Annotated in this window: 21 protein-coding genes; 8 read left to right on the top strand and 13 right to left on the bottom strand. The window is 63.8% G+C overall.

Annotation, left to right across the window (positions count from 1 at the left end; translation table 11 throughout):
- Positions 1 to 11: 11 nt before the first annotated feature.
- From EJ070_RS20760 to EJ070_RS20720, 9 genes are all read right to left on the bottom strand, one after another.
- Positions 12 to 998 carry an ABC transporter permease gene (locus EJ070_RS20760; protein WP_126093002.1) on the bottom strand — a complete coding sequence of 329 codons (987 nt, stop codon included), beginning with the start codon at positions 996 to 998 and terminating at the stop codon, positions 12 to 14.
- Positions 995 to 1,975 carry an ABC transporter permease gene (locus EJ070_RS20755; RefSeq protein WP_126093001.1) on the bottom strand — a complete coding sequence of 327 codons (981 nt, stop codon included), beginning with the start codon at positions 1,973 to 1,975 and terminating at the stop codon, positions 995 to 997. The genes EJ070_RS20760 and EJ070_RS20755 overlap by 4 nt, the downstream gene beginning before the upstream one ends.
- The gene (locus EJ070_RS20750; RefSeq protein WP_126093000.1) at positions 1,972 to 3,528 is read right to left on the bottom strand and encodes a sugar ABC transporter ATP-binding protein; all 1,557 of its coding nucleotides are present in this window, start codon (positions 3,526 to 3,528) and stop codon (positions 1,972 to 1,974) included. The genes EJ070_RS20755 and EJ070_RS20750 overlap by 4 nt, the downstream gene beginning before the upstream one ends.
- 182 nt (positions 3,529 to 3,710) lie before the next feature.
- Positions 3,711 to 4,835 (bottom strand): sugar ABC transporter substrate-binding protein, encoded by a 1,125-nt coding sequence (locus tag EJ070_RS20745; RefSeq protein WP_126092999.1) that lies wholly within the window; start codon positions 4,833 to 4,835, stop codon positions 3,711 to 3,713.
- 268 nt (positions 4,836 to 5,103) lie between these two features.
- On the bottom strand, positions 5,104 to 6,132 hold the full coding sequence (locus EJ070_RS20740) for a LacI family DNA-binding transcriptional regulator (protein WP_126092998.1): 1,029 nt from the start codon (positions 6,130 to 6,132) through the stop codon (positions 5,104 to 5,106).
- Between the two features lie 188 nt (positions 6,133 to 6,320).
- The gene (locus EJ070_RS20735; protein WP_126092997.1) at positions 6,321 to 7,103 is read right to left on the bottom strand and encodes an ATP-binding cassette domain-containing protein; all 783 of its coding nucleotides are present in this window, start codon (positions 7,101 to 7,103) and stop codon (positions 6,321 to 6,323) included.
- Positions 7,096 to 9,345: an ABC transporter permease gene (locus EJ070_RS20730; protein WP_126092996.1), complete on the bottom strand. Its 2,250-nt coding sequence runs from the start codon at positions 9,343 to 9,345 to the stop codon at positions 7,096 to 7,098. Before EJ070_RS20730 ends, EJ070_RS20735 begins: the two co-directional genes overlap by 8 nt.
- Before the next feature lie 142 nt (positions 9,346 to 9,487).
- Positions 9,488 to 10,570, bottom strand: coding sequence for a substrate-binding domain-containing protein (locus tag EJ070_RS20725; RefSeq protein ID WP_126092995.1), 1,083 nt, complete (start codon positions 10,568 to 10,570; stop codon positions 9,488 to 9,490).
- Positions 10,571 to 10,792: 222 nt separating this feature from the next.
- On the bottom strand, positions 10,793 to 11,965 hold the full coding sequence (locus EJ070_RS20720; protein WP_126095849.1) for an MFS transporter: 1,173 nt from the start codon (positions 11,963 to 11,965) through the stop codon (positions 10,793 to 10,795).
- A 224-nt stretch (positions 11,966 to 12,189) separates the two neighbouring features.
- Between EJ070_RS20720 and EJ070_RS20715 the strand changes: the two genes are divergently transcribed.
- Positions 12,190 to 12,477, top strand: coding sequence for a DUF3175 domain-containing protein (locus EJ070_RS20715; RefSeq protein ID WP_126092994.1), 288 nt, complete (start codon positions 12,190 to 12,192; stop codon positions 12,475 to 12,477).
- Positions 12,478 to 12,528: 51 nt separating this feature from the next.
- Here the strand turns inward: EJ070_RS20715 and EJ070_RS20710 are convergent, their stop codons facing one another.
- Together EJ070_RS20710 and EJ070_RS20705 are read right to left on the bottom strand one after the other, a co-directional pair.
- Complete coding sequence (locus EJ070_RS20710; protein WP_126092993.1) at positions 12,529 to 13,305, bottom strand: FadR/GntR family transcriptional regulator; 777 nt, start codon at positions 13,303 to 13,305, stop codon at positions 12,529 to 12,531.
- Positions 13,306 to 13,405: 100 nt separating this feature from the next.
- Complete coding sequence (locus tag EJ070_RS20705; protein ID WP_126092992.1) at positions 13,406 to 14,302, bottom strand: NAD(P)-dependent oxidoreductase; 897 nt, start codon at positions 14,300 to 14,302, stop codon at positions 13,406 to 13,408.
- Positions 14,303 to 14,462: 160 nt separating this feature from the next.
- On the opposite strand from EJ070_RS20705, the gene EJ070_RS20700 reads away from it, so the two are divergent.
- Positions 14,463 to 15,401, top strand: coding sequence for an NAD(P)-dependent oxidoreductase (locus EJ070_RS20700; protein WP_126092991.1), 939 nt, complete (start codon positions 14,463 to 14,465; stop codon positions 15,399 to 15,401).
- A gap of 25 nt (positions 15,402 to 15,426) precedes the next feature.
- Here EJ070_RS20700 and EJ070_RS20695 read toward each other — a convergent pair whose 3' ends face one another.
- Both EJ070_RS20695 and EJ070_RS20690 read right to left on the bottom strand, forming a co-directional pair.
- Positions 15,427 to 16,194, bottom strand: coding sequence for a FadR/GntR family transcriptional regulator (locus tag EJ070_RS20695; protein ID WP_126092990.1), 768 nt, complete (start codon positions 16,192 to 16,194; stop codon positions 15,427 to 15,429).
- 167 nt (positions 16,195 to 16,361) lie between these two features.
- Entirely contained in the window at positions 16,362 to 17,351 is a 990-nt protein-coding gene (locus EJ070_RS20690) for a sugar-binding protein (protein WP_126092989.1), read from the bottom strand.
- Positions 17,352 to 17,810: 459 nt separating this feature from the next.
- On the opposite strand from EJ070_RS20690, the gene EJ070_RS20685 reads away from it, so the two are divergent.
- The 6 genes from EJ070_RS20685 (at position 17,811) to EJ070_RS20660 (ending at position 23,631) form a co-directional block, all read left to right on the top strand.
- Positions 17,811 to 18,554, top strand: coding sequence for an ATP-binding cassette domain-containing protein (locus EJ070_RS20685; RefSeq protein ID WP_126092988.1), 744 nt, complete (start codon positions 17,811 to 17,813; stop codon positions 18,552 to 18,554).
- A gap of 61 nt (positions 18,555 to 18,615) precedes the next feature.
- Positions 18,616 to 19,614, top strand: coding sequence for an ABC transporter permease (locus EJ070_RS20680; RefSeq protein WP_126092987.1), 999 nt, complete (start codon positions 18,616 to 18,618; stop codon positions 19,612 to 19,614).
- A gap of 209 nt (positions 19,615 to 19,823) precedes the next feature.
- The gene (locus tag EJ070_RS20675) at positions 19,824 to 21,128 is read left to right on the top strand and encodes an IS4 family transposase (RefSeq protein ID WP_126090313.1); all 1,305 of its coding nucleotides are present in this window, start codon (positions 19,824 to 19,826) and stop codon (positions 21,126 to 21,128) included.
- Positions 21,129 to 21,446: 318 nt separating this feature from the next.
- Positions 21,447 to 22,274 (top strand): AraC family transcriptional regulator, encoded by an 828-nt coding sequence (locus EJ070_RS20670; protein ID WP_126092986.1) that lies wholly within the window; start codon positions 21,447 to 21,449, stop codon positions 22,272 to 22,274.
- 104 nt (positions 22,275 to 22,378) lie between these two features.
- Positions 22,379 to 22,822, top strand: a complete 444-nt coding sequence (locus EJ070_RS20665; protein ID WP_126092985.1) for an SRPBCC family protein — start codon at positions 22,379 to 22,381, stop codon at positions 22,820 to 22,822.
- A gap of 14 nt (positions 22,823 to 22,836) precedes the next feature.
- Positions 22,837 to 23,631: an FAD binding domain-containing protein gene (locus tag EJ070_RS20660; RefSeq protein WP_126092984.1), complete on the top strand. Its 795-nt coding sequence runs from the start codon at positions 22,837 to 22,839 to the stop codon at positions 23,629 to 23,631.
- The last annotated feature ends 21 nt before the right edge of the window (positions 23,632 to 23,652 follow it).

Below are 23,652 nucleotides of genomic sequence, written 5' to 3'. Positions count from 1 at the left end.
TTCATCCGCGATCAGCGGCTTGCCGGCGCGCGGCCATAGAGCAGAAGCATGGCGACGATCACGACGCCATAGATGATCTGCCGTCCCGCCTCCGGCATCTGCATGACCGACAGGATCGATTGCAGCAGCGTGATAAGGATCACGCCTGCAACGGTTCCGAGATAGGAGCCGCGCCCACCGAGGATCGAGGTGCCGCCCAGCACCACCGCGGCGATCGACGGTAACAGATAGGCGTCGCCCATCGACTGCGCGGCCTTCGATGCATAGCCGGCGAGCAGGACGCCGCCAAAGGCCGAGAGCCCGCCGGACACGGCAAAGGCAATCATCACCACACGGCGCGTGTCGATGCCGGAGAGATAGGCGGCGCGCTCGCGGTTGCCGATGCCGTAGACGGCGCGGCCGAAACTGGTGCGTGTCAGCACGAAAACCATTGCGGCCCCTATCAGCGCCCAGATGATCACGGCGTTCGGCACCCCCGGTATGGCAAAACCGGTCGCGAGGTAACGCATCGCCGCCGTGGCCGAATCCTGCGGCGAGAACCCGCCCGTATAGACCACCATCAGCCCCTGCGCGACAGCGTTGGTGGCTAGAGTGATGATCATCGAGGGAATGCGCAGGTAAGCGACGCCGATGCCGTTGACGATGCCGATCGCCACGCCGCACAGGATGCCGAAAGGAATGGCCAGCGCGATGCCGGCCGGACCGTAGGCGGCGGCCGCGCAGGCCATCATGGCGCCAGTCGCAACGGCCCACGGCACGGACAGGTCGATCTGGCCGAGCAGGATCACCAGCATCATACCGGTGGCGATCACGCCGAGAAACGAGGCGACCTTCAGTTGCTGCAGCAAGTATTCCGGCGACAGGAAGCTGCGCGAATAGAGGCTGCCCACCAGAAGCAGAAGCAGGATGCAGGCAAAGGCGGTGATCACCGCGGGGTCGGCGCGGCGGAGGAATTTCGGCATACGGCCGGCGATGCCGCCAAGCGTCGTTTCGCTCACAGGAACCACTCCAGCCGGTTGCGCACCCGAAACAGCGCGAAGGCGCCGAGGCTGACCGCGATCAACAGGATAACGCCCTGGAACAGCGGCTGCCAGAGCGGATCGAAGTCGAAGACGAACAACAGGTCGCCGATGGTGCGGAAGGCGAGCGCGCCGAAGATCGCGCCGATGGCGCTCCCCTTGCCGCCGAACAGCGACACGCCGCCGAGCACGACGGCGGCGATGGAAAACAGCGTGTAGGCATTGCCGCTGGCATAGGCCGCCTCCCCCGTATAGGTGAAGAAGGTGAGGAACAGGCCGCCGATCGCGGCAAGCAGGCCGGCCAGCGTATAGGCAAGGAACTTGCCGCGGCGGATCGGCACGCCCGACATATAAGCCGCCGTCTCCGAGGAGCCCGCCGCATAGGCGGCGCGGCCGAATTCGGAGCGGCTGAACGGCACCCAGACTATGAGCACCACGACGAACAGTGCCACCAGGCTTGCTGGCACGACGCCGAAGAAGCGCCCGGTCAGGAAATCGGCGAGGTCTTCATTGACCGAACCGCCGGGCACCGGCCGCAGCAACAGCGCAAGGCCGAAATAGACAGCACCCGTAGCGATGGTGGCGACGATCGGCTGCAGGCGGCCATAGATCACGATGGCGCCGTTGACAGCCCCGCAGATGAGCCCGGTGCCAAGCACGGCAGCCACACCGAAGGCGGTTTCGAGCCCGGTGCCGATCACCAGCCAGGAAGCCATGCAGTTGGTCAGTGTAAAGATCATGCCGACCGACAGGTCGATGCCGGCGGTGATCACCACCAGCGTCTGCGCCATCGCAACGAAGGCCAGCAGCACGCCCTTGTTCGCCGCCGTCTGCACGACATTGGCGGTGAAGCCGGCCGGATGGTTCGCGCTGTAGATCGCGAACATGACGATGAAGATGCCGAACGCGAGCAATGTTCCGCGCTGCTCGGCCAGCCAATAGCGCCAGTCCTTCACGCCGCGCCCCCTTTCACCACGTTCTCGCTCCTGGCACTTTCTCCGTGGATGTTCAGCGCGCTGGCGATCAGCGCGTGCTCGGTGATTTCGGCGCCGACCAGCTCGCGCTTGACCGCGCCGTCATAAAGCACAAGCACGCGGTCGCAGCAGCCGATCAGCTCGTCATAATCGGTCGAATAGAACAGGATCGCGGCGCCTGCATCCGCGAGCTTGCGCATCAGTTGGTAGAGCTCCTGCTTGGTGCCGACATCGATGCCGCGCGTCGGATCGTTGAGCAGGATGATGCGCGGCTGCCGCATCAGCCATTTGGCGATCACCACCTTCTGCTGGTTGCCGCCGGAAAGCGCGCCGACCGGAATGTCGAGGCCCGCGGTCTTGATCGCCAGCAGCCCGACCATGTCGTCGATCAGACGCTGCTCGGCGCCGCGATCGATAACGCCGGCCTTCGACAGCCTGTCGAGCGCCGCGAAAGACAGGTTTTCGCGCACCGTCATCGGCAGCATCAGCCCTTCCGTCTTGCGGTCTTCCGGGATCAGCGCCATGCCCACGCGGTCATCGCTCGCGGCTGCTGGGCTTGCGATCGAAACCGGCTTGCCGTCGACGAGGATCTGCCCGGAAAGACCGCGCAGCACGCCGAAGAATGCAAGCAGCAATTCGCGCTGGCCCTGGCCGTCGAGACCGCCGAGCCCGACGACCTCGCCGGCTCCGATCGACAGCGAGATATTGTCCAGCCGACCGCTCCATGAGAGGCCGCGCGCCTCCAGAACCGGAACTGCGCCGGGTTGGTGACGAACCGGCTTCGGCGGGAAGATGTGGCTGTATTCGCGGCCGATCATCAGTTCGACCACTTCGTTGTCGCTCTTCGACCCTGCCGCGTAGCTGGCGACATTGCGGCCGTTGCGGAACACCGTGCACTGGTCGGCCAGCTCGGCGATCTCGTTCATGCGGTGCGAGATGTAGAGCAGCGCCAGCCCTTCCTCGCGCAGCCGCTTCAGCACGCCGAATATCTTGGCGACATCCGCCGCCGTCAGCGCCGAGGTCGCTTCGTCGAGGATCAGGATGCGCGGCTTCCTGGCCAGCGCCTTGGCGATCTCGACCATCTGCCGACGCGACAGCGGCAGATCCTTTACCAGCGCCAGCGGATGGATGTCTGAAGCGCCCGCCCGGGCAAGCGCCTGTTCCGCGATGCGCCGCTGCGCCTTGCGGTCGATCATGCCGAAGCGCTTGGGCGGGTCGGAAATGACGATGTTGTCGGCGACGCTGAGTTCCGGGATGAGCGACAGTTCCTGGAAGATGCAGACGATGCCGGCCTGGTTCGCGGCGGCCGGTGAGGCGAAGGTCACCTCGCGCCCATCCAGCGTCATGCGGCCTTCGTCCGGCGCGACGACGCCGGCCATGACCTTGATCAAGGTCGACTTGCCGGCGCCGTTTTCGCCGAGGATGGCGTGGATGCTCCCGGCCGTCACGGAAAGGTCGGCCTTCTCCAAGGCCCGAACGCCGCCATAGCGCTTGGATATGCCTTCCATCTGGAAGAGCGGTGCCGCGCCGTCCATCAGCCCTCCCCAGGCCAGTTCGCGATTGGCATCAAGAGCATGTCTCCCGAAAGTGGGAACCGGTTTCGGGACAAAGACATGCGTAAAATCAAAAGCCTAAAGCGCATTGAGCAAATCTGAAAGATCGCGACGCGCTTTGGCGGCCGGCGCCGCGGATCTCCCGCGGCGCCGGTTGGATCAGGCTACTTGTTTTCCTTGGTCTGGCCCATGATTTCCTGCGCGGTGAAATTGATGCCGCAGGTCGGGAAGGAGTTGCCGACGAAGAAATTGTCGGACTGGTCCGGGAAGAAATCCTGCCCCGCCTTGAAGTTCGGATCCTCGACGATGGCCAAAGGCAGCTTGACCGACTGCGGCACGACATTGCCTTCGAGCGCTGCGATCGCAGTCTTGATGGCGACCGCGACCTGGGCCGGGCCGGTGCCGGCCGAAGAGCATTTCAGTCCATCCGCCGCATGCGCGGCGCAGAACTTGCGGAAGCCGTTTTCCGTCTCGCCGCCGAACGGCACGAACGGATGCTTGGCGTCGATCATCGCCTGCACGATGCCGGTGTCGCCGCCCTGTCCCGTGATGCCGTCGAACGGTCCGCTGGTGGCGATCGCGTCGGCGGTGGCCTTCTGCGCCACGCCGTCATCCCATTTTCCGACGACCTCGGTGACATCCCACTTCTTGCCGGACCCATCGAGCACCTCATGGATGCCGTTGTGGCGGTCGGTGTCGACTGAGGTGCCGGCCACGCCGCGCACCTCGAGCACCTTGCCGCCATTCGGCACATGCGAGACCAGCCACTTGCCCCACAGCTCGCCGAGGCCCTTCTGATCGACATTGACGTTGATGGCGTCCTTGGTGTCGAGGATGTTGTCGAAGGCGACGAGAATGACGCCGGCTTCCTTGGCGCGCTTGATCACCGGCCCGAATGCGGTCGGGTTCTGGGCGTTGACGACGATGGCGTCAAAGCCGGAATCGATGAAGTTGTTGATCGCCGAAATCTGCGCCGGCACATCCTCGCCGGTCGATACCACCTTGAATTCCTTCAGCTTCTTGGCGACGTCCGGCTGCGCGGCGTAGGCCTTGGCGGTCTGAATCATCTGGATGCGCCAAGTGTTGGCGATATAGCCGTTGGCGAGCGCGATCCGGTACGGACCATCTTTCTTCGGATATTTGAAGAACTGTGTGTCGGCCGCCCAGGGCGCGAAGCAGTCGGGCTCGGCCGCCGGCCCTTTGACAATTTCCGGATCGGCGATCGCCGAAGAACTCAGCATGACAAATGCAGTGGCGGCAATGACGCCGCCAACGAGTGACTTGATCATCGGTATTCCTCCCAGTTGCAGTTCTGCTTGTTAAATGTGTTGGCGGTCGGCCGGCACCCTCCTGCCAATCCGATACGCTTGCGAGGTGGCTTGTGCCGTCCCTCTTTTCCCCCTCTCGGCCCTCCAAGCGGCTCATGAAACTATCATATTATACATAATAAACAAGCATGAGCTGTTGCTTATGTATAATAAACAGGCTTCATGCTTTAATGGTAGCGCTACCATTAAAGGCTGTAAACCGGCATTTGCACAGTCGCCTCTGTGTGTTTCAGCGAGCGGTGCTCTCGCGGCGTATTAGCTCGAAACCGAGGTCGACGACCCGATGCTGCGGCCTTTGGCCCGCGATCGCCGACAATGCCATGGCAACCGCCTGGCGGCCGATTTCATAGCGATGCGTGCGAATGCTGGTGACCGACGGGAAAGCCGCCTGCATCATGTCGAGGTCGTTGAAGCCGACAATGCCGATTGTTTTCGGCACAGCGATCGCGGCGCGGTGGCATTCGAACAGAACGCCGAGCGCAATATCGTCATTGTTGCAGAAGACGCCGTCGAGCGCCGGCATCTTGGCCAGCGCATCGCGCAGAAGCTCACGTCCGAGCGTCACGCTGGACAGCAGCGGCGTGGTCGTGACCAGACGGAGGTCGAACAGGCCTGCCGCCTCCATCGCGGCGCGATAGCCGGCAAGGCGCCGCTGCGAACGCGGATCCATGCGGGCGCCGATGAAGCCGATCCGCCGGTAGCCCATTTCGATCAGGTGCTCGGTGGCCGTGCGGCCGCCGTCGAAATGCGAGAAGCCGACCAGCATGTCGACCGGATCGGGCCCGGTTTCCATAACCTGCACCACCGGACAGCCGGCCGTCTCCAGCAGCTTTCGCGACAGCGGCGTCTGGTCGATCCCGGCCACGATCAGCGCGGCCGGTCGCTGCGAGGCGAACAGCTGCAGCAGGCGCTCTTCCTCCAGGCCAGAATAATGCGTATTGCCCATCTGGATGCGGATCGGGCTGTCCGAAAGGCTGTCGTAAATGCCGCGCACCACCTCGGCGAAGACGTTGTTGGTAAGCGACGGCACCAGCACGCCGAAGACCTCCGCGCGCGCCGAAGCCAACGCGCGTGCATTGGGATCCGGGATATAGCCGAGCTCGTCGACGGCGACCTGTATCTGCCGGCGCAGATCTTCCGAGACCCGCCCGGGCTCGCGCAGGGCGCGCGACACGGTGATGGCGCCCACACCCGCCTTGCGCGCGACATCGGCAATCGTCGGGCGACCGCCACCCCGGCGCGAGCGCGGCCTTGTCACGCCCCTGCCCTTTTTGCACGAAAGGAGCGCAGCGGCGGGTTGACAATCAAGAGCTTAGCCACAGCAACCATGTTCGCAGCCCCATCCCATTCCGGTCTGGGTCGCGCAGGCCATGGCCATTGTCAAGCCGACGAATATTGGTTCAGCCCTGGTAGAGGCGATAAGCCCTCAGGCCAACGCCTCGGTGGTCAGACCGCCCTCGCCTGATCGGCCGTAAGCGCCTGCTCCCGCGTGCCGGAGACTATGATCTCGAGGACCTCGTGCTCGTCGGTGTTCCTGACGTGACGGTCGCCGACATTCTCGCCGCGCTTGAGCACCATGACACGGTCGCCTACGGCGAAAATGTCGACCAGCCGGTGCGAGATGATGATCTGGGCAACACCCTGCCTTTTCAGCTCCAGCATAGTCTCGAGGAGCCGCTCGGTCGCCATCACCGAGAGGTTGGCGGTCGGTTCGTCGAGGATCACGACGCGTGGCTCGAACGAAATCGCGCGGGCAATCGCCACGGACTGCTGGCGACCGCCCGACAGGCTCTCGACCTTCTGGAAAACGGAGTTAACGTCCACCTTGAGCCGCTTCAGCACGCTGTCGGCTTCCGCGTACATCTTGCGGCGATTGATAAAAGGGCCTTTGCGCGGCCAGCGGCCAAGAAAGATGTTCTGGCCGACATCCATGTTTCCACAAAGAGCGAAATCCTGGTAGATCATCTCGATGCCCGCATCGCGGCTCTCATGCGGACTCTTGAAGTGCACCGGTTGGCCGGCGACGAGGATTTCGCCGGCGTCGCGCTGATAGGCGCCGGTGAGGATCTTCATGAGCGTCGACTTGCCGGCCGAGTTGTCGCCGACCAGTCCAAGGATCTCTCCGGGATAGAGCACCAGATCGACTTTCCGAAGCGCCTGCACGGCCCCGAAGGCTTTTTCGATGCTTCGCATTTCCACGATCGGTTGAGGCAACGCAACGTCAGGCATGAATGGTTTCCCGGGTTCGTGCGCGTCGCGCGAGGCGGGCTCGCAGGCGACCGAAGATGTTGGCCTGGCGTACCCAGATGTCGATCAGCACCGCGGCAATGAGGATGACGCCGATGAAGACGTTGATCCAATGCTGCGGCATGCTGAAGCCCTGGACATTGAGCTGCAGGAGCGCCCTAACGAGAGTGATCACGGCTGCACCGGCCAGAGAACCAAGCATGGTGCCGTAGCCGCCGAATATCGACCCGCCGCCGATGATCACCGACGCGATGGCGTCGAGTTCGCGGAACTGGCCTGCAACGGGGTTGAAGCTTCGGAAATAGGCGACGTTGATGATCCCGGCCATCGTCGCGCAGAACGCCGCCAGCATGAGCGAGATGAAGCGCGCCCGGTTGGTGTTGATGCCGGCATAGGCGGCGGCGCGGATGTTGCCGCCGGTTGCATAGACCTTTTGCCCGAACGGCGTGTAGGCGAGCACGATGCCGGCAATCAGGGCGACGAAGATCATCCAGACCGTCTGCACGCTGACCACCTCGGCCAGTGTTTTGAGGATGCCATCCGGAAGCACGATGCCGAAGTGAAGGAGGATGTCGTTCACCTTGCGGCCGAGCAAGTTGTAGCCCTCCGGCCAGCCGGTAAGCTGCTGGCCGGCGACGAACCACGCCGCGAGGCCGCGGGCGATGTAAAACATGCCAAGCGTTGCGATGAAGGCCGGGAGTTTCAAGCCAACGGCGACGACGGCGTTGACGAGGCCGGCAAGCATTCCCGCAAGCAGGCCCATCGCGACAGCGGTGACGGGGTCGGCGCCAAGGACCTTCAGGAAATAGGCCGCCGAGCTGCCGGCGAGCGCCAGGACGGCTCCGACGGAGAGGTCGATATCGCCGGCCGCGATGACGTAGGTAAGCCCGACCGTGATCAGCGCCAGCTCGGTGTAGTTGAGCAGGATCGCGAAAGTGTTGGACAGGTTCCACCAGTAATCCGGCCTGAGGAAAAGACCCGTGAGCCACAGCACCACCGTCAGGATGACGGCGAGGGCGTCGCGCCGGGCGAGGAACTTGCCGAACCCGGTCGCCGACAATGCGATGTCGGTCGCCATCGCGCCCTTGGTCACCACGCCCTCGAGCGCGACGCCGCCAATCTCGAAGGCCGGCGGCGGCGGCCTGCCGCGCAGCCATGCCCAGAAGCGCGCCGCGATCTGGCGGCGGATGAGATAGGGTTCGATCAGCACGGCGATGACAAGCAGCAGCCCGAGGAAGACCGGCACCGCGCCCACCGGCAGGGAGTAGACGGCGTTGACGGTCACCTCCTCCTCGCCGATCTTGATGGTGCGCGTGATCGGCAAACCCTCGCGCAGCACCTTGTCGAGCAGAACGACCAGCGTGGCGCCGAGGCAGGACCCGGCGACGCGGCCGCGACCGCCGAGAATGGAAGCGCCGCCGATGATCACCGCTGCGATGACGGTCAGTTCGCCGCTGACGCCGTAAAGCGGGGTCACGCCCTTGTCCTGTGCAGCCGACAGAAGGCCGGCAACGGCGGCGCAGAGCGACGAGAGCAGATAGGCACGGATGCGCACCCAGTTCGTCGGTATGCCGGCATAAACCGCTGCCTGCTCGTTGCCGCCCGTCGCAAAGGTCTCATAGCCCCAGCGAGTGTTGGCGAGCACGTAGGCGCCGATCACGGCAACGACGGCGAAGATCGCGATCTGGTTGTTGAAGCCGAACACGTTCGTCTCACCGAGGTGGAAGAAGAACGGAGCCTCCTTCGCCTTGCCGGGATAGTAGATCGCCTGCCCTTGCGTCAGCGCAAGCACGAAGCCGCGGCCGATCAAAAGCGTGGTCAATGTGGCGATGAACGCCGGCACTTTGAGGATGGTAACCAGCACGCCGTTGACAAGGCCGATCACCACGCCAAGAAGGACGCAGACGGTCACCGACGTGACGATGTCGAGATCGGCAAAGCTTGGCGCGAACAGCCTGGCAAAAACCACGGCGACCAGGCCGTAGATGGAGCCGACCGAAAGGTCGAGGTCCTTGTTGACGATGACGAACGTCATTCCGACCGCAATGATGGCGACCCGCGAGGTGTCGCGCAGCAGCGCATGGAACGCCTCCAGCGAGCCGAAGAAGGTCGGATTGACGACAGCGCCGCCGAGATAGATCAGCGCCAGCAGGGCAAGCAATCCCGCTTCCCAGCCCCCGACGAGCTGGGATGGAAGGCGGCGGGCGGGAGCTTCGGCGGACATGTTGATAACTGGGTTCCGAAGGTAAACCGCGCGGAAATATCCTGAAGCGCGTCGCGCCAGAAGGACGACGCGCTTCAGTTTCTTGTTTTATGCATGTCGTTGTCCCAAAACCGCTGCGCACTTTTGGGCGACATGCATTGGTTCAGTTCTCGAAGCGCTTGCCGACCTTTGTCACGGTCTCCTTCGTCACAAGTTGGGCACGCGTATCCAGATTGGCGGCCGCGATGCCACGATCGATCTGCAGATAGAGCTGCATGACCGGATAGAAGCCCTGCAGGAAGGGCTGCTGCCCGAGCGCGCCGGTCAGGTCGCCGCTCTTCAGCGCATCCTGCTGGGTCGGGCCGATGTCGAAGCCGTAGGCGCAGATCTTGCCGGTCTTGCCGGTCTGGGCGACGGCCTTGGCGAGCGCCGGCGTGAACACGTTGTTGCCGGCGAAGGCGCCGACAACGTCACCGCGCGATTCGAACAGCGTCACGATGCCGTTCACCGGATCGTTCGGATTGGTGTCGATGCCGGTGTTCTCAGGCCCCGCGTCGACCTTGAAGGCCTCGAGCTTGCCGGCGGCCTTCAGGCCCTTGACGATCGCGTTGAAGGCCGAGGTGACTCGATTGTTCACCTCGATGTTGCCCATCGCGGTCGATGACGGCAGGACGATCGAGCCCTTCTCGATACCCTTGTCGGCCAGGCACTTGACGAGTGCCTCGCCGGCGATCGCCGCGGCGGAGGCGTCCTGACCGGTGTGGCTGATGCCGCTGCGGTCGAGGATCGTGCCGTCGAAGGAATTGGTCGTTGCTACCGGTATGCCCTTGGCCTCGGCGGCCTTGACGATGTCGTTATAGGCGCCGACCTGGGGCGTTGTCATGATCAGCCCGTCGATCGTCGGATCCTGCACGATCTGATTCAGGATTTCGATCTCGCGGGCCGGGTCGTCGGTCGGAGATTCCGAGCCGAGCAGCAGTATCTTGGCGCCGATCAGATTGCCGGCGGCAGTTGCGCCGACATAGACCGGATCGAAGAAGCCGTTGCCGGCCGTATGTGTGACGATGGCGAAGGTGAGATGGCCATCGGCCGAGTGGAAATCCTTGGTGGTGGGGGCTTCCTTTGCGGCTTCCTCGAAGCTGTAGCCGCCGACTGCTTTCTCGACGCCGCCGGACTGCGCGAAGGCGGAGGGCACGCCGAGCAACAACGCCGCGGCGGATGCCGCGAGCGGGAAAGTACGTCTCATGATTATCCTCCCTTGCATTCAACGGGCGGAAGCCGTTCGAGCGCAATTATTCAGGAGATTTTCCGAGTGCTTCCTCCCACTTCGCAATATTCCGCCCAAAGCCTGTCCAAGTAAATAGCCTCGACGTCATGCGAAAGAGCACGGACGAGTTCGGCCGCCTCCCACCTAGCCCCTCCTTTGCACCGGTTGACCACCTTGCAATGGCCAGGTTGCTGGCGGACATCAGGCCAGCGCTTCAGCACCTCGCCTTGCCTTCCACATAAGCAGCAAGATGGCGGCGAGATTCACCAGGTTCCAGGCGATGCCGTTGAGGAATGCCGCCGCGTAGGAACCGGTGAGATCGTAGATCCAGCCCGACATCCAGCCGCCGACCGCCATGCCGAAGATGGTCGCCATCAAGACGATGCCGACGCGCTGGCCGGCTTCCTTGGCCGGCATGTAGTCGCGCACGATGATGGCATAACAGGGCACGATGCCGCCTTGCGAAAGGCCGAAGACGAGCGAGACGACATAGAGCGAGACCAGCCCGTCAAAGGGGATATAGAAGAACAGCGACACGCATTGCAGCACCGAACCGACGAGCAGCGTCTTCACCGCGCCGATGCGATCGGCGAGAAAACCCGACCCGATCCGGCTGACGACGCCCGCCGCCAGCATGATCGACAGCATGTCGGCGCCGCGCGCGACGCCATAGCCGAGATCCATGCAATAGGCGACGATATGCACCTGCGGCATCGACATCGCCATACAGCAGCCGAAGCCGGCGACAACCAGCAGCGTCTGCAGCGCCGCCGGCGACAGCGAAATCGGCTGAACCGGCCGACTGCCCGGCGAGCCCGAAGCAGCCTCGCGCGGCGCGCCTCGCCGCAGCATCAGCACCAGCGGCACCATGGTCGCAAGGCAGAACACACCGATCGCCGCATATGTGAAACGCCAGCCTTCGCCCTGCATGACATAGGGAATCACCATCGGCCAGACTGCACCGGCCAGATAGCTGCCGGACGCGGCTGCCGTCACAGCGACCCCGCGGCGGCGGTTGAACCAATGCGAAATATCGGCGATCAGCGGCCCGAAGATCGCCGAGGTGCCGACGCCGATCAGCAGCCCTTGGGCAAGGGTGAAGCCCAGGATCGAATTGGTGAGCGAAGCGAGCAGAAAGCCGGCACCGAGCGCAATCGCCGATGCGAATGCCGGAATCCAATAACCCATGCGGTCGATGGCGCGTCCAACCAGCACGTTGCCGGCGGCAAAGCCCACCATGGTCGCGGTGTAAGGCATGGACGCAGCCGCGCGATCGATGCCGAACTCGGCCTGCACGGCGGGCAGAACCACGACCACCGCCCACATGCCGACACCGCCGATCGTCGCCAGCAGCAAGGAAATGCCAAGCCGCATCCATGCATGGAGGCTGTCGATGCCGGCACTGGTTGCAGTGTTTCCGGGGATTGTCGTCAAGTCGTTCCTGTCCGCGATTCTTCGAGATCGGGCGGGTTTTCAGCCCACTATCGGCGCATTTCCGCCGCCGAGCAGCGCCACGAGGGACAAATCCGTGGCTCCAGCGATTGGAACCTGACCTGCCGCCCGGAGTTCAGCACCTAAAGCGCGAAAGGAGTTCGCCAATGACCGCCAAAAAGAAATGGTCGGCCGAGGTGACCGAGCACAGCGATGCGCTGGATCTCGAAGAGCACGTCTTCGAATCCGACGATGCCAGGAAGATCGCCGCTTCGCTCAAGCGCTCGGCCGAGCACAGCCACCGCCGCAAGGCGGAGCCGTTCCGGTCCGCAATGTCGATGCTGAATTTCTACATCAACCGCGCCGGCAGGAACCTGCCGGAAGCGCGAAAGCGGGTGCTGGAAAAGGCGAAGGACGAATTGCGCGTCGCCTTCGGGCGCGAGAAGCAGGACTGAGGCCTGTTGGGATTCAAGGTCAGGCCGGCCTCACCTGAATATCGACAGGCCTTAACGCGAGCGGATGACGTCGTCGGTATTGGCGAGCAGCTTGCGCACGGCATTGCGCGCCGCATCCGGCCGCTGCAGCCGGATGTTCCTCTCGATCGCTTCGTGCAGTTTCTGGGCGTGCTGCAGGTCGTCCAGTTCGCGTGTCGTATAGGCAAAGAGGTGGTCGAAGGCGGATTCGATGAGGACGCCGAGCGGCACCAAGAGGTCGTTGCCCGAGGCACGGAGGATGGCGAGGTGGAAGCGCGTGTCGGCGCGGGTGCGCTCCTGCAGGTTGGTCGCCTCGCCCATCTCGCGGCAGGCCTGGCTGATCTCGGCCATCTGTTCGTCGGTGCGCCGCATTGCTGCGAAAGCCGTCGCCTCCGGCTCGATGATGTGGCGGAACTCCTGCACCGTTCGCAGGAACACGTCGCGGTCGGGCGAGGTCGCGTACCAGGCGAGCACGTCCCGGTCGAGCAGGTTCCAGCGCTCTTTCGGCTCGACCCAACTGCCGATCTTGGGCCGCGACGCCAGAAGGCTCTTTGCCATCAGCATCTTGATCGCCTCGCGCACCGCCGAACGGCTGACGTCGAAGGTTTCCGACCATTTCGCTTCGTTGGGCAGGATGGTGCCGGGCGGATAGTCGCCGCGCACGATCCGAAGGCCGATTTCGCTCGCCAGCGACGTGTGCACACTGGCGCCAGGGATGCGTGGCGAGTTGGGCCGCCGGACGCCCGCCGGACGCTCGGCGGATGCCGCTTTCTTCGGCTTTTTTTCGTTGTTCGGCTTTGCGTCCCGCATATGTCCAGAAAGTCCGGTTTTCAGAAGCTGTCAAGCCGGGCAAGCCAGCTTTGCCTCAGGGCACGCGGATGTGCACAGCTCAACCAGCATTTGTCTCCCCTCACGCGGCCTTGACGTATTTGCGCCAGCTGTGTTCGGGCCGGAAGCCCAGCACATCGCGCGCCTTACGGTTCGACAGCAGCGTCTCGAATTCACCGAGCTCGGCTTTCACCGGCACGCCGGGATAGAAGCGCTTCAGGAGCTCGGCCGTCGGCAGGTCGGACGAGGTGTCGTCATTGGCCGCGTTGAAAACCTGATAGCCCAGCCCGTCCTTCTCGATGGCGCGAAGCGTGATCTGGCCGAGATCGCGGGCGTCGATGTAGCTCCAGGCGATGCGCTTGCGGAAGCCCGGATCGGCGAACCATTTCGGGAACAGCGCATATTCATGCGGCTCGATGACGTTGCCGATGCGCAGCGCATAGATGTCGAAGCCGCTGCGCAGCGCAAAGGCGCGCGCCGTCTTCTCGTTGACGATTTTCGACAGCGCATAGCTGTCCATCGGATCGACGTCGTAGTCCTCGTCGAGCGGGAAATGCGTCGGGTTGCGCGGCTCGTTGGCGAAGACCAGGCCATAGGTCGTCTCGCTGGAGGCGATGATCACCTTGCGGATGCCGAGCTTCACCGCCGCTTCGATGACATTGTAGGTGCCCATCGCGTTGATGCGGAACACCTCGTTGTCGGGCGTGATCATGATGCGCGGGATGGCGGCGAAATGCACCACGGCATCGACCGGTTGCGCCCGCAGCGACGGATCGAACTCGTGCAGCCCCGCATAGCTCGACAGCGCGTTGAACACCTGGCCGCTGTCGGTGATGTCGGTGATTAAAGTGCGCACCTTCGGGTTGTCGAGCGGCCTGGCATCGATGTTGAGCACCTGGCAGCCATGCTCGACCAGATACTGGACGACATGACGGCCGGCCTTGCCGCTGCCGCCGGTGAACATGATCCGCTTCGTCATTTTGCTCTCCACATTGCTCAAAAATTATGCGTATTGTCAGACAATATGGCATTCCGCAATCGCCCGCCACCGCCAAGGCCCGCGAAAAACCTTCATGGCAAAGCGCTCGCCGGCCGGTCGGGTCGGCGCCGATCATCAAGAATGACAGGGACGAAACGACATGACCACCACCGCTGCCCGCGAAAACATCGGTTTCATCGGCCTCGGTCTGATGGGGCACGGCATCGCCAAGAACATCGTCGACAAGGGCTATCCGCTGACCTTCCTCGGCCGCAAGAACCGCAAGCCGGCGGAAGACCTGATCGGCCGCGGCGCCAAAGAAGCATCGAGTTCTCGCGATGTGGCGGCTGCCTCCGACATCGTCTTCATCTGCGTCACCGGCTCGCGCGAGGTCGAGGCGATCATCCGCGGCCCCGCCGGACTGAAGGAAGGCTTGAGACAAGGCTCCGTGGTGGTCGATTGCTCGACATCCGATCCGACGTCGACCGTGGCTTTAGCCGCCGAGCTCAACGCGCTCGGCGTCGACTATGTCGACGCGCCGCTGAGCCGCACGCCGAAGGAGGCCTGGGAGGGCACGCTCGACGCCATGGTCGGCGCGCCCGACGCGGTGTTCGCACGGCTGAAGCCCGTGATCGAGACCTGGGCCGGCCGCATCGTCCATATCGGCGACACCGGCGACGGGCACCGCATGAAGCTGCTCAACAATTTCATCTCGCTCGGCTATGCCGCGATCTACTCCGAAGCTCTTGCCTTGGCGCAGAAGGTCGGCATCTCGCCGCCGCGCTTCGACAGCGTGATCCGCAACGGCCGCATGGATTGCGGCTTCTACCAGACCTTCATGCGCTGGACGCTTGAGGGCGACCGCGACGCGCACAAATTCTCCATCGCCAATGCGTTCAAGGATCTGACCTATCTGGAATCGATGGCGGGTGCTGCCGGAATTGCCAATCCGCTGGGCAACGCCACCAAGAACTCGTTCGCGACCGCCTTCGCCGCGGGGCCGGCCGACCAATATGTGCCGATGCTGGCCACGCATGTCGGCAAGCTCAACGGCGTCGACCTGATGCCGTCGAAGGATGGCGTGAAGCAGAAGATCTGACAGTCACCGGCGCGAGCACTCCCTCTCAGCGCCGCGACCGCCCGATCACCTCGTCCGTGTTGGCGAGCAGCTTGTGCACGGCACTTCTCGCGGCGGCCGGGCGCTGCAGGCGGATGTTCCGCTCGATCGCCTCGTGCAGGGACTGGGCCCGCCGCTGGTCGCTGTGCTCGCGCGTGACGAAGACGAAGAGATGGTCGAGCGCCGACTCGATCAGCACGCCAAGGGGCACCAGCAGCTCATTGCCGGAGGCGCGCAGTATGGCGAGGTGAAACCGCGTATCGGCGCGCGTGCGCTCCTGGATATGCATCGCCTCCCCCATCTCGCGGCAAGCCTGGCTGATCTCGACCATCTGCTCGTCGGAGCGCCGCACCGCCGCAAAGGCGGCCGCCTCGGGTTCGATGATGTGGCGGAACTCCTGCACCGTCCTCAGGAACACCTCGCGGTCGGGCGAGGTCGCGTACCAGGCGAGCACGTCCCGGTCGAGCAGGTTCCAGCGCTCTCGTGGTTCGACCCAGCTGCCGATCTTCGGCCGCGACGCCAGAAGGCTCTTGGCCATCAGCATCTTGATGGCTTCGCGCACCGCCGAGCGGCTGACGTTGAAGGTTTGCGACCATTTGGCTTCATTGGGCAGGATGGTGCCGGGTGGATAGTCGCCGCGCACGATCCTGAGACCAATCTCGCCGGCCAGCGAGGCATGCACGCTGAGACCGGCGATCCGCGTCGCCTCGAGCTTACGAACCGTGGCCGGCTGGACTGGCTCGGCCAAGCGCTTCCCTGACTTTTCCCGTGGCATCCGCGTTCCGGTGCCTCCCGTCGCGGGCAGAAGTCGCCCGCAATCATCCGCTAAGAAATTTCGGGCGCATGAAGCCTCTCGCCTGTTGCCGGAGGCAAAGGCCGCGTTCATGATCCGAGCGGAAAAGGGTGAAGGGCGCCCACGAGGGGCGCCCCACCTATCGAAGTCTACTTCTGGATGCAGGTGTCGACGGTGTCCTTGGTGCATTCGTCGAGGCCGGTGAAGACCGGATCATCGACCTTCTTGCCGCCGATGAGGTCGAGCATCACCGAAGGCGCCTTGTAGCCCATTTCGAACGGCCGCTGGCCGACCAGCGCGGTCACCAGGCCGTCCTTGGCGATCGCCACTTCGTCGCCGATCGTATCGGCCGCGCCGATGACGAACTCGTTCTTGGCGATCTTGTCGGCCATCGGCTTGAACAGGTCGCGATAGGGCTGCGGGGCGCCGAACAGCGGCCAGCCGCCCATGATGCCGAAGGCGTCGAGCTTCGGATTGGCGGCGAGGATGTCGGTCATCGCCTGCACGCCCTTGGCGCCGTCGTCATTGGTGAACACCGGGCAGCCCGCCACCTCGGTCCAGCCGCCTTCGCCGGCTAGCGCCGACAGGCCTTCCTTGCCCGACAGCGCGTCGCGCATGCCCTGCGCGCGGCGCAGGATGTTATCGGCCGCGGGATTGCCTTCGATGGTGCAGATCGTGCCGCCGTTCGGCTTGGCCTTCTTGATGTATTCGCCGATCTTCTTGCCCATCAGATAATTGTCGGTGCCGAGATAGGTCTTGCGAACCGCTGCATCTTCCTTGGCAAGGTCGGCGTCGACCGTCATGATCGGGATCGACGGATTGGCGCTCTTGATCGTCTGCGCGATCAGCGGCGCGTTGGACGGCGAAATGGCCATTGCGACCGTGTCCGGCTTGCTCAGCATATCCTGCACGATCTGGGCTTCGCCGGCCTCGTCCGAGGTCGATGCCGGGCCGGTGTAGAAGCATTCATATTCGGAGCTGGCGTTTTCCTTGTTCCATTTCTCGCAGCCCTGGTGGATGGCTTCGAAAAACGGGTTGTCGAGACCCTTCACGACAATGACGAGCTGTTTCTTGGCCAAAGCCGGCCCGGCGCCCAACGCCATGGCGGCGACGGCGGCGAGCAAAAGTGATTTCCTCATATCAGTCCTCCCTTGAAACCAGACGGACACGACGTGCCCGCCACACCGATCGACCCGGATGCAACGAACACGGCAGTCGCCTCGAATGCTCGTGTCTTAACCCGGGCCGATAAGCATTTGCCGATCCGTTCCAGCTCGAATGAGCGCTGGCGTTGCCGGATCCTGACCGAATCCCTGCCGACCGCTTCCATTGAACAGCGATTTGCGAGGGCAAATTCTTCCTCCGACGCTAGCTAATAACGGCTCGCAGCCAACGTCAATTCCTATTTGTCCTACAAAACCGATTTTTCGACGAGTTTCGAAATTAATCATCCGACAGTTGATTGACGCCCATGCGGGCTTTTGCCTAAATGCACCGATCGCGCCCGCTCGGGAGGAGTTGGAGGCGCTAGGTCCATACGGCGTCGACAGTCATGTCGGAGGATGGCCGCAGGAAGAAAATGGGGAGGCTTAAGGCTGGTGTCGGTTCTCGAACTCGCCAACATCTCGAAGCATTTCGGCGCCATCCAGGCGGTGAACGATGTTTCGTTCACGCTGGAGGCCGGACAGGTCGTCGGTCTGATGGGAGACAACGGCGCCGGCAAGTCGACGTTGGTCAAGATGATCGCCGGCAACTTCCGCCCGAGCCATGGCACCATGCATATGGACGGCAAGGAGCTGATCCTGCACAAGCCGGCCGAGGCTCGCCAGCACGGCATCGAGATCGTCCACCAGGATCTGGCGCTCTGCAACAATCTGACGGCCGCCGCCAATGTCTATCTCGGCCGCGAGCTTCGCCGAGGCATCGGACCGTTGCGCATTCTCGATTATGCCGCGATGTACAAGCGCGCCGGCCAGCTCTTCGCCGAACTGAAGTCCGAGACGCGCCCGCGTGACCTCGTCAAGCAGATGTCGGGCGGCCAGCGGCAGGCGGTGGCGATCGCCCGCACCATGCTGTCGCAGGCCAAGATCGTGCTGATGGACGAGCCGACGGCGGCGATCTCGGTCAGGCAGGTCGCCGAAGTGCTGAACCTGATCCGCCACTTGCGCGACCAGGGCATTGCCGTCGTGCTGATCAGCCACCGCATGCCCGACGTCTTCGACGTTGCCGACCGCGTCATCGTCATGCGGCGCGGCAGGAAGGTCGCCGACAAGAAAATCGCCTCGAGCTCGCCCGAGGAAGTCACCGGGCTGATCACCGGCGCCATCGAACAGGTCGCATGAGCGCCGCAACCCCGGAACTCGCCGCGCGGACGCGGCCCATCACCGGCAGGAAAGGTCGATAATGGCAGTTACCCTTGACCAGACGATCGCGCAGAAGCAGCACAGCTTCCTGTCGCGCATACTGTCCAGCCAGACCTTCTGGGTGGTGATCGCGGTCATTCTGGCCTGTCTGTTCCTGTCCGTTGCCACCGACGCCTTCGCCACGCAGAAGAACCTCTACAACATCACCCGCAACATCACCTTCGTCGCCATCGTCGCGCTCGGCATGACTTTCGTCATCATCACCGGCGGCATCGACCTTTCGGTCGGCTCGGTGCTGTGCCTGTGCTCGATGGTGCTGGCCGTCACCATGCATGCCGGCTATTCGATCGAGGTCGGCATCCTGGCCACGATCGTCACCGCGCTCGCCATCGGCGCCTTCAACGGCGTGCTTATCGCCTATCTCGACTTCCCGCCTTTCGTGGTGACGCTCGGCATGCTCTCGGTCGCCCGCAGCCTCGCCATGGTCGCCTCAAACAACACCGTTGTCTTCCAGTTCGGGCCGGACCACGACAAGCTTCTGGCGCTGGGCGGCGGCGCCTGGCTGTTCGGCATCGCCAACCCGGTGCTCTACATGATCATCCTGGCTCTGATCACCGGTTTCATCCTGCGCTGGACCAAGTTCGGCCGGCACATCTTCGCCATCGGCGGCAATGAGCATGCGGCGACGCTGACCGGTGTTCCGGTGCGCCAGATCAAGGTCGCGGTCTACATGATCTCGGCTTTGTCGGCGGGTCTGGCCGGCATCATCGAGACCGGCTGGCTCGGCGCCGTCACCACCAATATCGGCACCGGCATGGAGCTCCAGGTCATCGCCGCCACCGTCATCGGCGGCGCCAACCTCGCCGGCGGCGTCGGCACCGCCTTCGGCGCCATCGTCGGCGCCGCACTGATCGAGGTGATCCGCAACAGCCTCGGCCTGCTCGGCATCAACGCCTTCTGGCAAGGCACCTTCATCGGCGGCGCCATCCTGCTCGCCGTGCTGTTCGACCGCATCCGCAACTTCCGGCGCAGCGACTGAGGCGCAATCTTCCCTTCTCCCCTTGTGGGCTAGCGTGCGCACACATTTGCTTCGTGCTGTGGTCAAGCGTGAAGAGGCGCCGTCGGAAAATGGCTTGAAGCGGTTGAATTGTATGTGATTCTGTAGCCGCCATTGTTGATTCTGGAGGTTTTGACGATGGCTTCGTTGCTTGGCTACTTCGGCGACCTGCGCCTGCAAAAAAGGGGAGCATGGTTCTGGAGCGCATGTTTGCGCGTGTCAGCACGGGCATGCGCCGGCTGGCCGACACGCGCGCCGAGAAGGTCGCATTCACACGCCTGTTTCGCAATCGCCACGTGAGCACGCAAGAGATCATCCGCACGGCGGCGGCGCGAACCGCCGAACTGGCCGCCGGCCGCCACGTGCTGATCATCGAGGACAGCAGCGAGATCAACTATGAAGCCAAGGCTTCGCGCAAGCGCGGCCTCGGTCGTGTCGGCAATGGCACCGATATCGGGCTGTTCGTGCATCCGGCGTTGGCCGTGGATGCCGTGGACGGCTCGGTCCTTGGCCTTGCAGGCGCCACGATCTGGCGGCGCGAGGCAGAGAAGGCGGATGACTACCAGGCGCTGCCGATCGAAGCCAAGGAAAGCCACAAGTGGATCGGCACCGCCAAGGCGGCATGCCAGGCGCTGACCGACGCGCCGCAGATGACGGTGATCGGCGACCGCGAGGCCGACATCTACGAAGTGTTTGCAAGGCTGCCCGACGAGCGCACCCATGTGCTCATCCGCGCTGTACGGGATCGGGCCTTGGGCACGCGGGGCGAGCGCCTGTTCGGCGCGATCGCCAAGACGCCGGAAGCCGGCCGCATTGCCTTCGAACTGCAGGCCCGACCCGGCCGGCCGGCCCGCACCGTCGAACTGGCCGTTCGCTTCACCGCGGTGAGCTTGCGCCAGCCCCGCCTTGGCGCCGACAGCCGCGATCCGCGCGAACTCACGCTCAACATGGTGGAAGTGCGTGAGATCGATCCACCTTCGGCCAAGGACGCGGTGATCTGGCGGCTGTTGACCACCCACAGCGTCGAAACGCTCGCCGATGCCTGCCGCATCGTCGACCTGTATCGCTCGCGTTGGAGCGTCGAACAGCTGTTTCGGACCGTGAAGTCGCAGGCCATCGATCTGGAGGAAAGTCTCATCGCCGACGGCGATGCACTCGAACGTCTGGCCGCCACCGCTCTGGTCGTCGCCACCAAGGTCATGCAACTCGTACACGGGCGTGGTTCGCCGGGCCAGCGCTTCCAGGCCGCACACCTCTTCGATCCCACCGAGATCACCGTCCTGGAAGTGCTCATCGCCAAGCTTGAAGGCAAGACCCAAAAGCAGAAGAACCCGCACCCCACGCACACGCTCGCCTGGGCCGCCTGGTGTATCGCCAGGCTCGGAGGCTGGAACGGCTACGAAAAGGAACGCCCGCCAGGGCCCATCACCTTCACCCACGGCCTCAGACGCTTCAACGCCATCACACACGGCTTCGTTCTGGCCTCGCAAAAATGAGCCCGAAGCAAATGTGTGCGCACGCTAGCCCCTTGTGGGAGAAGGTGGATCGGCGCGATAGCGCCGAGACGGATGAGGGGTATTCCAGCGAAGTGAGACGCTGGCGTTCCCTGGAGCACCCCTCATCCGTCGCCTTCAGCGACACCTTCTCCCACAAGGGGAGAAGGGACGCCCCCTATCGCTCAGTCTGAAAATCCACCCGGACGGGCGATGCGAGGCTCCCGTCGTTCCGGCACACCTTGACGCAAGCCGGACGCCGGTCGCAAAATCCCCGGGCAGGCGAAGGGAGGCCAGTCGCCTGCGGGAGGAAATAGACCCATGACGGACGCGATCAGGCTCTATTGGGGCCGGTTCGGACATGTCTCTGTCCTGAATGTCGCCAACGACTTCGTCACCCATGCCCATTGCGAGGCGCATCTCATCATCTGGCTGGAAGGCACGGCCGGGGAAATGACGATCGGCCGCGAGACGGTGCGGCTCGGACAGAGCACCGCGGCCGGCATCAACTCGTTCCAGCCGCACAGCCACGCACTTTCGCGCGACGGCAGGCCCGGCCTTTTCCTCGCCTTCTACATCGATCCCGACTGGGCGCGCCGGCGTCGCGACCTCCCATCGTCGGCGCCGCTGTTTACGCAAGCGGCAATCACGCTGGAACCGTGGCTGCACCAGGCGGCGGCGAACCTGCTCGATCATCTGACCGACAATGAGAGCATCGACGACGTCGCCAACTACGAGATCGAACGCTTCATCGACAGCGTGCTCGACGCCGCCGATGCCTCGGCGCCGCCGGCGGCGCGCGCTCGCATCAACACGATGCTGGATTTCCGCGTCCGCAAGGCGATCCAGTTGATGAAGGCCAATGTCTGCGAGCGCATCTCCTTCGACGACGTGGCGCGCAGCGTCGGCCTGTCACGGCCGCACTTCTTCGCTTTGTTCAAGGAACAGACCAACCTGACGCCGAACGTCTACTGGAACACGCTGCGCATGGAGGAAGCTGTGCGCCAGTTGCAATGGTCGCAAGAGCCGCTGATCTCTGTCGCTTGCAATCTCGGCTTCACCACCCAGGGCAATTTCTCGCGCTTCTTCCGCGATCATGTCGGCGTGCCGCCGACGCTTTATCGCGAAGCGGCCCGGGCAATGTCCTGAGAGGACGTTTTTCAGACTGATTGATAGGCGCGCAAGACGCGTTGATAAGCGCAATACGGCCGACCGCCCTAGCCTTCTTCCCATCTTCGCAAGGGAACGAGCATATGGCGAAAGTCACCATTTCCAGCGTCATCGACGCGCCGGTCGAACAGGTCTGGGCGCGCGTCCGCGATTTCAACGGCCTGCCGAGTTGGCACCCGCGCATGGTGGAAAGCCATATCGAGGACGGCAAGGACGCCACCACGATCGGCTGCGTGCGCAACTTCCAATTGGTCAGCGGCGCGCGGCTGCGCGAAAAACTGCTCGACTTTTCCGACGAGAATTTCCTGGTCAGCTACGCCATCCTCGAAACGCCGCAGCCGATCACCAACCACAAGGCCACACTGCAATTGCGGCGAGTGACAGACGGCGACCGCACCTATGCCGAATGGACCGCAAGCTTCGATGCAGCCCCCGAAGAAGCCGACAAGCTGGCCGAAGGCATGGGCGCCAATGTCTTCCAGGGCGGCTTCAATGCCCTGAAGAGCCATTTCGCCGGCAACAGCTAAATCGGGGAGCGGCCATGTCGCTTGCGCTGCAGACCTTCTCGACGGTGAAAGACGCCAATGCGGCCCTGCAAGCGTCGGGCACCCGTTATCTCGGCGGCGGCACGCTGGTGGTTCGCGGCGCCAATGAGGGCGATGTTTCCGTATCAAGCCTCGTGCGCGTCACCGAGCCTTCTCTGTCGGCGATCACCGTTTCCGGCGGCAGGGTCCAGCTCGGCGCTTCGGTCACCATGGCCGCGATCGCCCGCCATCCCGATCTTGCCGCCGTTGCACCGGCCGCGCGCGCTGTCGGCGGCCCGGCGATCCGCAACATGGCGACCGTCGGCGGCAATCTGTTCGCCCCTGCCCCTTACGGCGATTTCGCCGTGGCGCTGCTGGCGCTCGATGCAACCGTCACTGCCGGGACCGGCGAGACGCCGATCGAAGCCTTTCTGGCCGGCCGCGACGACAGCCGCGCCATCGTCACGGCTGTCGGCTTCTCCCTGCCCAAGGCGGATAGCTTCCGCTTCCTCAAGGTCTCGCGCGTGAAGCCGAAAGGCATCTCGGTGCTGAGCATCGCGGCACTCCTGCAGCGCGCCGCCGACGGCACGGTGACGTCCGCCCGCATCGCGCTTGGCTGCATGGCTGATCGGCCGATGCGGGCCAAGACCGCGGAGAAGGCGTTGCTTGGCTGCAAGCTCACGTCCGAGGAGATCGCGCCGGCGCTTGCCGCTGTTGGCGAAGGAATTGCACCGATCACCGACCCGATCGCCAGCGCCTGGTATCGAGCCGAGGTGCTGCCGGTCCATCTCGGGCGCCTGCTGCTGAGTTAAACATTCGTGGGGGACGCGCGT

It is taken from the genome of Mesorhizobium sp. M1E.F.Ca.ET.045.02.1.1 (assembly GCF_003952485.1).
Taxonomy (GTDB): domain Bacteria; phylum Pseudomonadota; class Alphaproteobacteria; order Rhizobiales; family Rhizobiaceae; genus Mesorhizobium.
The sequence above is the reverse complement of the archived record's forward strand: the minus strand, read 5'-3'. Positions and strand labels throughout refer to the sequence as shown.

Excerpts from the sequence above, each read along its gene's own strand:
- EJ070_RS20675 (WP_126090313.1), top strand. The coding sequence starts at position 19,824 with ATGGTTCTGGAGCGCATGTTTGCGCGTGTCAGCACGGGCATGCGCCGG.
- EJ070_RS20745 (WP_126092999.1), bottom strand. The coding sequence starts at position 4,835 with ATGATCAAGTCACTCGTTGGCGGCGTCATTGCCGCCACTGCATTTGTC.
- EJ070_RS20720 (WP_126095849.1), bottom strand. The coding sequence starts at position 11,965 with ATGCGGCTTGGCATTTCCTTGCTGCTGGCGACGATCGGCGGTGTCGGC.
- EJ070_RS20680 (WP_126092987.1), top strand. The coding sequence starts at position 18,616 with ATGGCAGTTACCCTTGACCAGACGATCGCGCAGAAGCAGCACAGCTTC.
- EJ070_RS20690 (WP_126092989.1), bottom strand. The coding sequence starts at position 17,351 with ATGAGGAAATCACTTTTGCTCGCCGCCGTCGCCGCCATGGCGTTGGGC.
- EJ070_RS20660 (WP_126092984.1), top strand. The coding sequence starts at position 22,837 with ATGTCGCTTGCGCTGCAGACCTTCTCGACGGTGAAAGACGCCAATGCG.
- EJ070_RS20700 (WP_126092991.1), top strand. The coding sequence starts at position 14,463 with ATGACCACCACCGCTGCCCGCGAAAACATCGGTTTCATCGGCCTCGGT.
- EJ070_RS20710 (WP_126092993.1), bottom strand. The coding sequence starts at position 13,305 with ATGCGGGACGCAAAGCCGAACAACGAAAAAAAGCCGAAGAAAGCGGCA.
- EJ070_RS20735 (WP_126092997.1), bottom strand. The coding sequence starts at position 7,103 with ATGCCTGACGTTGCGTTGCCTCAACCGATCGTGGAAATGCGAAGCATC.
- EJ070_RS20670 (WP_126092986.1), top strand. The coding sequence starts at position 21,447 with ATGACGGACGCGATCAGGCTCTATTGGGGCCGGTTCGGACATGTCTCT.
- EJ070_RS20730 (WP_126092996.1), bottom strand. The coding sequence starts at position 9,345 with ATGTCCGCCGAAGCTCCCGCCCGCCGCCTTCCATCCCAGCTCGTCGGG.
- EJ070_RS20715 (WP_126092994.1), top strand. The coding sequence starts at position 12,190 with ATGACCGCCAAAAAGAAATGGTCGGCCGAGGTGACCGAGCACAGCGAT.
- EJ070_RS20725 (WP_126092995.1), bottom strand. The coding sequence starts at position 10,570 with ATGAGACGTACTTTCCCGCTCGCGGCATCCGCCGCGGCGTTGTTGCTC.
- EJ070_RS20750 (WP_126093000.1), bottom strand. The coding sequence starts at position 3,528 with ATGGACGGCGCGGCACCGCTCTTCCAGATGGAAGGCATATCCAAGCGC.
- EJ070_RS20705 (WP_126092992.1), bottom strand. The coding sequence starts at position 14,302 with ATGACGAAGCGGATCATGTTCACCGGCGGCAGCGGCAAGGCCGGCCGT.
- EJ070_RS20665 (WP_126092985.1), top strand. The coding sequence starts at position 22,379 with ATGGCGAAAGTCACCATTTCCAGCGTCATCGACGCGCCGGTCGAACAG.
- EJ070_RS20695 (WP_126092990.1), bottom strand. The coding sequence starts at position 16,194 with ATGCCACGGGAAAAGTCAGGGAAGCGCTTGGCCGAGCCAGTCCAGCCG.